A 9118-nucleotide genomic window follows, 5' to 3' on the forward strand; every position below is an offset into this window, starting at 1 on the left:
TCTGACTTCCTATGGCTTCCTTCAGACCCTGCCGTTGGCCCGCAGCGCCCTTGCCATTCGGATTATCTTCCCCTCAGTCAGGGTGATTCAGGTTTCTTTCAACCTGACGGGTTTGCCAGCTTCGCTGGGCAAACAAAAAAACCGGCCTTCATGGCCGGTTAAACAAAGAGAGAGTCAAAAAAGGGAATTGCTGAAAGTCAGTAGACACATCCTTATAGAGAGCGGCAACCGCATAAAGGTTCCCGCTCTTTTTTATTTTTTTCAGGATGTTTGCTCTTCCCGCCGGAACACCAGCTCGGTGGCGGTGGACTCGTCTTCTGCAAAGTAATAGCCGGCAGTATCAAACGCCGTCAGCTGGCTGACCTCGGTCAGCCGGTTTTCGATAATGTAACGAGCCATCATGCCCCGCGCCTTTTTGGCGTAGAAGCTGATGATCTTGTACTGGCCGTTTTTGCAGTCCTTGAATACCGGCGTAATAATCTGGCCTTCCAGCTGGCTTGGCTTAACCGCCTTGAAATATTCGTTAGAAGCCAGGTTGATCAGTACGTTGTCACCCTGGGCCGCCATGGCCTCATTCAAGGTTTCTGTAATCACAGCGCCCCAGAAGGCGTACAGATCCTTACCGCGGGCATTGTCGAGTTTGGTGCCCATTTCCAGCCGGTAAGGCTGCATCAGATCCAGTGGCCGCAACACGCCATACAGTCCCGACAGCATGCGCATATGTGCTTGTGCAAAGGCAAAGTCGTCGGCAGTCAGGCTTTCGGCATCCAGCCCCGTATAAACATCGCCTTTAAACGCCAGCAGTGCCTGCTTGGCGTTCTCCGGCGTAAATTCCGGCTGCCAGTCGGCAAAACGGGCGGCGTTCAGGCCTGCCAGCTTGTCACTGATCTTCATCAGCTTGCCAATCTCTGCCGGGGTCAGCTTTCGGGCCCGCTCAATCAGCTCGGCCGAGTGCGCCAGCAACTCGGGCTGGGTGTAATCGGCAATCACCGGCGGCGTGTCATAGTCCAGCGTTTTGGCAGGGGACACTACTATCAGCATAATTTCCTCAGGATTCGATGGTTACATTGTCGAACAGGCCGGAGTCGAGCCCGCCGCCGCCCTGCAGCTTGATCATCAGCCGCAGATCGTTGGGAGAGTCAGCATAGGCCAGTGCTTCGGTGTAGCCTATATGCTGCTGACTGTAGAGGTCAAACAGAGCCTGATCAAAGGTTTGCATACCGGACTCACGGGATTTGGCCATAATCTCCTTGAGCTTGTGCATGTCTCCCTGACGGATCACATCGGCAATCAGCGGCGTGTTCAGCAAAATCTCAAACGCGGCCCGGCGCTGAGTGCCATCCTGAGTGGGGATCAATTGCTGAGCCACTATGGCTTTCAGGTTGAACGACAAATCAAACAGCAGCTGGCGATGCTTGTTTTCCGGCACCAGGTGCATAATGCGGTCAATGGCCTGATTGGCGTTGTTGGCATGCAGGGTAGCCATGCACAAATGCCCGGTTTCAGCAAACGACAGGGCATAACCCATGGTTTCTTCCGAGCGGATTTCACCAATCAAGATGACATCCGGGGCCTGACGCAACGAGCTTTTCAGCGCAGCATCGAACGACTCGGTGTCGATGCCCACTTCCCGCTGAGTAATAATGGAACGTTGATGCTGATGGACAAATTCCACCGGATCTTCAATGGTCAGAATATGGCCGTCGGCATGGCCGTTGCGGTGGCCTATCATGGCCGCCTGAGTGGTGGACTTACCGGTGCCGGTGCCGCCCACAAACAGCACCAGACCGCGCTTGGCCATGGCAATGTCGCGCAGGGTTTCGGGCAGATACAGCTCCTCAAAAGACGGAATCCGGCTTTCAATGCGCCGCAGCACCATGCCGGCCTTGTCTTGCTGCCAGAAAGCGCTGACCCGAAAGCGGCCATGATCATCGTCGTGTATGGCAAAGTTGGCTTCTTTTTGCTGATGAAAAAGCGCCTTGTTTTCCGCCGTCATACACGATTCAACCAGCGCCAGCGTTTCCTGCTCAGTCAGTGGCTGCTCGCCCAGAGGCATGAGTTTGCCCTGGGTTTTGATGGTGGGCGCAATGCCCACCGAAATATACATGTCCGAGGCCTTGTGCTCGCACATGCGGCTTAATAATGACGCCAGTTCCATTGCTCTCTCCGGGGTATCAGATGCTTTGCGGATCTGCCGCACGCAGGCGGGCATCGGCAGGGGCCACCTGACCGCTGGCCACCAGCCGCTTGAGCGACTGATCCATGGTCTGCATGCCATGGGCCATGCCGGTTTGAATCACGGAATACATCTGGGCGACCTTGTCTTCACGGATCAGGTTACGAATGGCCGGCGTGCCCAGCATAATTTCATGGGCTGCTACCCGGCCGCCATTCACCTTTTTAAGCAGGTTCTGAGAAATCACCGCCCGCAATGATTCCGACAGCATGGAGCGCACCATGTCTTTTTCCGCACCGGGAAACACATCAATAATACGGTCAATGGTCTTGGCCGCCGACGAGGTATGCAGGGTACCAAACACCAGATGGCCGGTTTCGGCGGCAGTGAGTGCCAGCCGAATGGTCTCGAGATCCCGCAGCTCTCCCACCAGAATAATATCCGGGTCTTCCCGCAGCGCCGAGCGCAGGGCATTACTGAAAGAATGGGTGTCTCTGTGCACTTCACGCTGGTTGACCAGGCATTTCTTGTTGTCGTGCACAAATTCAATGGGATCTTCAATGGTCAGAATATGCTTGTTGAAGTTGTCATTGATGTGATTGACCATGGCTGCCAGCGTGGTGGACTTGCCCGAGCCGGTGGGGCCGGTCACCAGCACCAGACCACGGGAATACTCGGCAATGCGCTCAAAGATGTCCGGTCCGCCCAGTTGCTCCAGGGTCCACATGTCGCTGGGGATCACCCGGAATACCGCCGCCGCCCCGCGCGCCTGATGATAGGCATTTACCCGAAAACGCGCCAGCCCCGGCAGCTCAAAGGAAAAATCGACTTCAAAGTTTTCTTCCAGCTCCTTGCGCTGGCGATCATTCATGATGTCGTAGACCAGCCGGTGCACTTCTCTGTGATCCAGCACCGGCAAATTAATTTTGCGAATATCGCCATCCACCCGCAGCAGTGGCTGCACACCGGAAGAGAGATGCAGATCAGAGGCATTATGCTTTACACTGAACGCCAGTAATTCCGTAATATCCATATTTTTCCCGTTGCCCGAGGCTTAACTGAATTTATTCATATGAGTACTATCGCACAGCATCTTCAGGACGTTAACGCCCGTATGCAGGCTGCCGCCGAACAGGCGGGCCGCCCTGCTCACCATATTAACCTGCTGGCCGTCAGCAAAACCAAACCTGCCGAAGACGTGAAGACTGCCTATGCCGCCGGACAGCGCAGCTTCGGTGAAAACTATGTACAGGAAGCGGTAGACAAAATAACCAGCCTCAAACAAAGTTGCCCCGATGCGGTATGGCATCTTATCGGTCCGCTGCAGTCCAATAAAACCCGGCTGGTGGCCGAACACTTTGACTGGGTACAGACGGTCGACAGACTCAAGATAGCACAGCGCCTTAATGATCAGCGCTCGGCCCATATGTCACCGCTCAATATCTGCCTGCAGGTAAATGTCAGCGGTGAGGCCAGCAAGTCCGGGCTGACTCCCGCTGAAGCCGAAATCCTGGCCGACGAAGTGGCCCAGCTACCCAACCTGTGTCTGCGCGGCCTGATGGCAATTCCGGAGGCAACCGACAATTCCGAGACCTTGCGGGCACAATTACTAGAGTTGAAGCATCTGTTTGATAGAATGCAGAAAAAACATTCCGGCATGGATACCCTGTCCATGGGAATGAGCAACGATCTTGAACTCGCAGTGGCCTGTGGCAGCACCCTGGTTCGGGTGGGCACGGCTATTTTCGGCTCCCGCAACCCTTGAGTGATCATTGATGGAACACAGAAAACTCGCCTTTATCGGCGCGGGTAACATGTCCCGCAGCCTGATTTCCGGGCTGATCCGCTCCGGCTATCCGGCCAGTCATATTACCGCCGCCAACCCGTCCCGGCCCAAACTGGATGCCCTTGCTGCCGACTTTGGCATTAATACTACCCAAAGCAACCTGGACGCCGCGACTCAGGCCGATGCCATCGTGCTGGCAGTAAAACCCCAGATGATGGCCGGCATGCTGAGCGAGCTGCTGGCTGCCGGGGCTGACTTCAGCGGCAAGCTGCTGATTTCCATTGCCGCCGGCATCAGTGTAAGCCGCCTTGAACAAATGGCTGGCGGCCACCCTAATATAGTGCGCACCATGCCCAATACGCCGTCATTACTCGGCCTGGGCATGACCGGTCTGTATGCCGGCACAGCAGTGGCCCGGGCCGACAGAGACTATTGCCAGCAAGTGATGGAAGCGGCCGGCAAAACCCTGTGGGTCGCCGAAGAAGACGGCATAAACCAGATTATTGCCGCTGCCGGCAGTGCCCCCGCCTACTTCTTTCTGTTTATGGAAGCCATGGCAAAACAGGCCGAGCAAAGTGGCTTCTCTGCCGAAGATGCCCGGCTGCTGGTGCAACAAACCGCGCTGGGTGCGGCCAACATGGTGGCGGCCAATCCGCAATTATCTCTGGGGCAACTGCGTGAGCAGGTGACATCAAAGGGCGGCACCACCGCCGAAGCCATTCGCAGCTTTAATGACAACGGCCTCGACCGCCTGGTGGCAGATGCCATGAGTGCCGCCGTTGCCCGGGCCCGGGAACTGGAAAGTCAGCTTTAAGGACAAACCATGAACACCGCTTATTATCTGATTAACACGGTTTTCGACCTCTACCTGATGGTGGTGCTGCTGCGTATCTGGCTGCAGCTGGTCCGGGCCGATTTTTACAATCCGTTCAGTCAGTTTGTGGTAAAGGCCACCAACCCGCCGCTGAAGCCGCTGCGTCGTGTTATTCCTGGTTTTTTTGGTATTGATATGGCCGCCGTGGTACTGGCACTGATAGTGGCTACGGTCAAATTTACGCTGCTTAAAGCGATGAATGTGTTCATAGCGGACTGGAGCGTGGTATTGCTGGTAGGCGTCATCACAGTGCTGAAAAAGGCCGGTGTGATGCTGTTCTGGATTCTGATTATTCGCGCTTTGCTGAGCTGGGTCAGCCAGGGGCGCAGTCAAATTGAGTATGTGATGTATCAGCTGACCGAGCCTTTGCTGGCACCGCTGCGCCGTATTATTCCGCCAATGGGCGGGCTGGATCTCAGCATTCTGGTGGCCTTTATCGGTCTGCAGGCACTGAACTGGCTGATGGGCGATTTGTTTGGCTCACTCTGGTGGCAGCTATAACCGGCGGAACTCCTGAGCAAGGCGTTCTAAACTAATCACTGTCAGCCTCAGGTTAAAAGGGGAATTCTTATGTTTAAAGCCATTATCGCCACTCTGGCCTTGCTGTTTACTTTTCAGGCTTCAGCCGAAGAGACCCGCATCGGCGACTGGACCGTACACTACAGTGCCTTTCCGTCTACCTTTCTGGCACCGGATGTTGCCAGAGACAACAATATTGAACGCAGCCGCTTTAATGGTCTGCTCAATATTGCAGTGCTCGACGCCGACGGCAAGGCCGTTCAGGTGGCTCTTAAAGGCCAGGGCAAGAACCTGCTGGGTAATGTACGTCAGCTGGAATTTCAGACCATTCGTGAAGGTGAGTCTGTTTACTACATTGCCCAGTACCCCTACCGCAATGAAGACAATGTGCTCTTCACCATTGATATCAGCGGCCCCAAACAGGGCGGCGAGCTGAGCTTCCGTCATACCTTTTACACCGAGTAAGTTGTTCTGTTGTGACTCAAAAAATTGTACTGGCCTCCGGCAACGCCAAAAAAGTTGCCGAACTGCAAAGCCTGCTGGGCGAACTGGGCATGAGTGTGGTGCCGCAAACCGAGCTGGGCGTGACTGACGCCGATGAAACCGGCACCACCTTTGTGGAAAATGCCATTATCAAGGCCCGTCACGCCGCACAAATAACCGGCCTTCCCGCCATTGCTGATGACTCCGGCCTGGCGGTGGCAGCTCTGGACGGCCGCCCCGGCGTTTACTCGGCCCGCTTTGCCGGCCCAGGTGCGACAGACCAACAAAATCTGGAGCTGCTGCTGGAGCAAATGCAGCAAGTGCCCGAAGGCCAGCGCCAGGCCACTTTCTGGTGTGTGCTGGTCTATATGCGCCATGCCGACGACCCCACGCCGCTCATTTGCACCGGCCACTGGCAGGGCGAAATTACCCTTGCTCCTGAAGGTGAGCACGGCTTTGGTTACGACCCTGTTTTCCGGGTGCCGGAAGCGGGCAAAACCGCTGCCGAACTGACCCCTGCCGAGAAAAACCGCCACAGCCACAGAGCCAGTGCCCTGCATCAGCTGCAACAACTGCTGCAAGAAGCGATGCAATGCTGATACTGCCACCTTTGAGTCTGTATATTCATATTCCCTGGTGTGTACAGAAATGCCCTTACTGTGACTTTAACTCTCATGCCTTGAAGCACGATATTCCCGAGCAGGAATATATCGATGCCCTGCTGCAGGATCTCGACGCCGATCTGCATTTTGCACAGGGGCGCAAACTGCACAGCATCTTTATTGGTGGCGGTACGCCCAGCCTGGTAAGCCCCGAGTCCATCGGCCGGCTGCTGGCCGGGGTGCAGCAGCGTCTGCCCTTTGAAGACGATATTGAAATTACCCTGGAAGCCAATCCGGGCACGGTGGAAGCCGGCCGCTTTGGCGGCTTTCAACGGGCCGGCGTTAATCGTATTTCTATTGGTGTGCAGAGCTTTCAGGCCGACAAGCTCGAACGCCTGGGCCGTATTCATGACCCCGCACAGGCCCGCTTTGCCGCACAGGAAGCCGCCGGTGTGGGGCTGAACAGCTTTAATATTGATCTGATGCACGGCCTGCCTGAACAACGCCTTGAAGACGCTCTTTATGATCTGGAGCAGGCACTGGCGCAGGCACCGCCGCACCTGTCCTGGTATCAGCTCACCATAGAGCCCAACACGCCGTTTGCTTCTCGTCCGCCAGCGCTGCCGGAAGACGACACCCTGGCAGATATTTATGAACGGGGTCACGCGCTGCTGCTGGCTCACGGCTATCAGCAATATGAAGTGTCTGCTTATGCCAAACCCGGGTTTGAGGCCAGACACAACCTCAACTACTGGCGCTTTGGCGACTATCTCGGCATTGGCTGCGGTGCCCACGGCAAAATCACCCTGCCGCTGCAGGGGCAAATACTGCGCACCGTCAAGGTCAAGCATCCCCGGGGTTATCTGGACTCAGGCCGGCCTTATCTGGATCAGCACTGGCATATAGAGACGCAGGATCTGTCGCTGGAATATTTTATGAACCGGCTTCGCCTGTTCGAACCCATTCCCTGCCACGAATTTACTGACCTCACCGGCTTGCCGCTGGCGCAGCTGCAGGCCCCGCTGGCTGAGGCCTGCCGGCTGGAGCTGCTGGAAAACACCGGCAGCCACTGGCGAGTAACACCGCTGGGCCGGCGTTTTCTTAACCGCCTGCTCGATTTGTTTCTTGAGCAATGAAGCGGGTACACTTGCGCCATTAATGCCTCGAACTACAGGCCAAGCAGCTTATGTCATCACTGGTTTACGAATTTCCTCTTAATGAAAAATGCCGTAACTATTTACGGTTGAATGAACTGCTGAAGCAAATTGAACAATGCCGCAAACTGAATGCTCCCGGCCAGGCCACCGCCCTGTTCAAGGCGCTGCTCGACGCCCTGGAGTTACTGGAACGTTGCGACTTGCGCAGCGATCTGGCCAAGGATCTGGAGCTGCAGAATAATAAACTGGAAGCCTGGGCCCAGGTGCCCGGCGTGGATGCTACCGCTTTGCAGCAGTTCTCCCAACAGCTGACCTCCCTCAGCCAGCAGCTGCCCCGCAGTGCCCGGCTGGGCCAGACCCTGCGGGAAGACAGGCTGCTGTCGGCGGTACGCAGCCGTTTTGCCATTCCCGGCGGCCTTTGCTCCTTTGATGTGCCTCAGCTGCATCACTGGCTGCATCAGCCCGCCGAGGTACAGCAGCAGGATTTGGATGCCTGGGTCGGCCAGCTCAGCCTGCTGCGTCAGGGCCTGGATATGCTGCTGACGCTATGGCGGGAAAGCAGCCAGTTCAGTGCCCAGCAGGCCAATGCCGGCTTTTTTCAGGACAGCGCCGAAAACACCAACATGATCCGGTTGCGGCTGCCCACCGAGCAGGCGGTTTATCCGGTAGTCAGCGGTAACAAATATCGTTTTACCATTCGTTTTATGCCGGTGGGCAACACCGACATCGGCAATATCGACTTTGAACTGGCAAACATCAAATGAGCAAGATAACCACAGTCCCCTGCCCCACCTGCGGAACAGCAGTAGAATGGGGCGAGCAGAGCCCGTTTCGTCCCTTTTGCAGCAAACGCTGCCAGCTGATTGATCTGGGTGAGTGGGCCGATGAAGAAAAGCGCATTCCCGGCGATCCCGCCTGGCTGCCGGAGCAGGATGGCGAAAATGAGTACTAAGGGTAAAAAATCGGTACTGGTGGCAGTGGGCGTGATTGAAAACGCCGCCGGCGAGATTTTTGTCTGCCGCCGGGGCGAAAGCCAGCACCAGGCCTTTAAATGGGAGTTTCCCGGCGGCAAGGTAGAAAGCGGTGAAACCGTGCCCCAGGCCCTGGCCCGGGAGCTGGAGGAAGAAATCGGCATTCGGGTTACTGTGTGCGAGCCCTTAATGCGCATTGAGCATGACTATGGCGACAAACAAGTCACCCTGGATATTCGCAGAGTCACCGCCTTTACCGGCGAGCCCCACGGCCGTGAAGGCCAACCCAGCCGCTGGGTATCGGTGAGCGAGCTGCACAGCTACGACTTTCCCGCCGCCAACAGCCCGATAGTGGCAAAACTGCAAAACCCATAGCGGGAAGCCAGAAGCCGGAAGAATTGGATGTAGGTGCTGGACTGGCCCGAGAAAAGTAGACACCTTCATTTAATGAGAAGGTGTTATGAAATACAAACCCCGCCGTCGCTTTAGCGACACATTCAAACGTGAGGCCGTCGAGGCCTCGCTGTCTACCACCGAGACACAAGCTCAG

General features: G+C 56.1%; 13 protein-coding genes. 10 read left to right on the top strand and 3 right to left on the bottom strand.

What is annotated here, in order from left to right:
• A partial coding sequence (locus R0I78_RS05685; RefSeq protein ID WP_317074627.1) for a hypothetical protein occupies positions 1-328 on the top strand: 328 nt, incomplete at its 5' end.
• Here R0I78_RS05685 and yaaA read toward each other — a convergent pair.
• Genes yaaA through R0I78_RS05700 form a run of 3 tightly spaced genes read right to left on the bottom strand, consistent with a single transcriptional unit; the run spans position 262 to position 3209 of the window.
• Positions 262-1041, bottom strand: a complete 780-nt coding sequence (gene yaaA, locus R0I78_RS05690; RefSeq protein WP_317074628.1) for a peroxide stress protein YaaA — start codon at positions 1039-1041, stop codon at positions 262-264. The two genes, R0I78_RS05685 and yaaA, sit on opposite strands and share 67 nt — an antisense overlap.
• A gap of 7 nt (positions 1042-1048) precedes the next feature.
• Entirely contained in the window at positions 1049-2158 is a 1110-nt protein-coding gene (locus R0I78_RS05695; protein WP_317074629.1) for a PilT/PilU family type 4a pilus ATPase, read from the bottom strand.
• A 16-nt stretch (positions 2159-2174) separates the two neighbouring features.
• The gene (locus R0I78_RS05700) at positions 2175-3209 is read right to left on the bottom strand and encodes a type IV pilus twitching motility protein PilT (protein WP_317074630.1); all 1035 of its coding nucleotides are present in this window, start codon (positions 3207-3209) and stop codon (positions 2175-2177) included.
• A gap of 39 nt (positions 3210-3248) precedes the next feature.
• Here R0I78_RS05700 and R0I78_RS05705 point away from each other — a divergent pair, with 39 nt between their 5' ends.
• The 9 genes from R0I78_RS05705 to mutT all read left to right on the top strand — a co-directional run bounded on the left by R0I78_RS05705 (position 3249) and on the right by mutT (position 8943).
• Positions 3249-3941: a YggS family pyridoxal phosphate-dependent enzyme gene (locus R0I78_RS05705; protein WP_317074631.1), complete on the top strand. Its 693-nt coding sequence runs from the start codon at positions 3249-3251 to the stop codon at positions 3939-3941.
• 10 nt (positions 3942-3951) lie between these two features.
• Positions 3952-4776, top strand: coding sequence for a pyrroline-5-carboxylate reductase (proC, locus tag R0I78_RS05710; RefSeq protein WP_317074632.1), 825 nt, complete (start codon positions 3952-3954; stop codon positions 4774-4776).
• A 9-nt stretch (positions 4777-4785) separates the two neighbouring features.
• Positions 4786-5337 (top strand): YggT family protein, encoded by a 552-nt coding sequence (locus tag R0I78_RS05715; protein WP_317074633.1) that lies wholly within the window; start codon positions 4786-4788, stop codon positions 5335-5337.
• Between the two features lie 69 nt (positions 5338-5406).
• Complete coding sequence (locus R0I78_RS05720) at positions 5407-5820, top strand: DUF4426 domain-containing protein (protein ID WP_019933101.1); 414 nt, start codon at positions 5407-5409, stop codon at positions 5818-5820.
• Between the two features lie 11 nt (positions 5821-5831).
• Positions 5832-6437, top strand: a complete 606-nt coding sequence (gene rdgB / locus R0I78_RS05725) for an RdgB/HAM1 family non-canonical purine NTP pyrophosphatase (protein WP_019933100.1) — start codon at positions 5832-5834, stop codon at positions 6435-6437.
• Positions 6431-7576: a radical SAM family heme chaperone HemW gene (gene hemW, locus R0I78_RS05730; protein ID WP_317074634.1), complete on the top strand. Its 1146-nt coding sequence runs from the start codon at positions 6431-6433 to the stop codon at positions 7574-7576. The genes rdgB and hemW overlap by 7 nt, the downstream gene beginning before the upstream one ends.
• 50 nt (positions 7577-7626) lie before the next feature.
• Positions 7627-8361, top strand: coding sequence for a cell division protein ZapD (gene zapD, locus R0I78_RS05735; RefSeq protein WP_317074635.1), 735 nt, complete (start codon positions 7627-7629; stop codon positions 8359-8361).
• Complete coding sequence (gene yacG, locus R0I78_RS05740; RefSeq protein WP_019933097.1) at positions 8358-8549, top strand: DNA gyrase inhibitor YacG; 192 nt, start codon at positions 8358-8360, stop codon at positions 8547-8549. Before zapD ends, yacG begins: the two co-directional genes overlap by 4 nt.
• Positions 8539-8943: an 8-oxo-dGTP diphosphatase MutT gene (gene mutT, locus R0I78_RS05745; RefSeq protein WP_317074636.1), complete on the top strand. Its 405-nt coding sequence runs from the start codon at positions 8539-8541 to the stop codon at positions 8941-8943. Before yacG ends, mutT begins: the two co-directional genes overlap by 11 nt.
• The last annotated feature ends 175 nt before the right edge of the window (positions 8944-9118 follow it).

It is taken from the genome of Oceanimonas sp. CAM02, from assembly GCF_032842915.1.
Taxonomy (GTDB): Bacteria; Pseudomonadota; Gammaproteobacteria; order Enterobacterales; family Aeromonadaceae; genus Oceanimonas; species Oceanimonas smirnovii.

Bases quoted from the DNA above. Each gene is read 5' to 3' on its own strand.
- proC (WP_317074632.1), top strand. From the start codon at position 3,952: ATGGAACACAGAAAACTCGCCTTTATCGGCGCGGGTAACATGTCCCGC.
- R0I78_RS05700 (WP_317074630.1), bottom strand. From the start codon at position 3,209: ATGGATATTACGGAATTACTGGCGTTCAGTGTAAAGCATAATGCCTCT.
- yacG (WP_019933097.1), top strand. From the start codon at position 8,358: ATGAGCAAGATAACCACAGTCCCCTGCCCCACCTGCGGAACAGCAGTA.
- R0I78_RS05695 (WP_317074629.1), bottom strand. From the start codon at position 2,158: ATGGAACTGGCGTCATTATTAAGCCGCATGTGCGAGCACAAGGCCTCG.
- mutT (WP_317074636.1), top strand. From the start codon at position 8,539: ATGAGTACTAAGGGTAAAAAATCGGTACTGGTGGCAGTGGGCGTGATT.
- R0I78_RS05715 (WP_317074633.1), top strand. From the start codon at position 4,786: ATGAACACCGCTTATTATCTGATTAACACGGTTTTCGACCTCTACCTG.
- R0I78_RS05720 (WP_019933101.1), top strand. From the start codon at position 5,407: ATGTTTAAAGCCATTATCGCCACTCTGGCCTTGCTGTTTACTTTTCAG.
- hemW (WP_317074634.1), top strand. From the start codon at position 6,431: ATGCTGATACTGCCACCTTTGAGTCTGTATATTCATATTCCCTGGTGT.
- zapD (WP_317074635.1), top strand. From the start codon at position 7,627: ATGTCATCACTGGTTTACGAATTTCCTCTTAATGAAAAATGCCGTAAC.
- R0I78_RS05705 (WP_317074631.1), top strand. From the start codon at position 3,249: ATGAGTACTATCGCACAGCATCTTCAGGACGTTAACGCCCGTATGCAG.
- yaaA (WP_317074628.1), bottom strand. From the start codon at position 1,041: ATGCTGATAGTAGTGTCCCCTGCCAAAACGCTGGACTATGACACGCCG.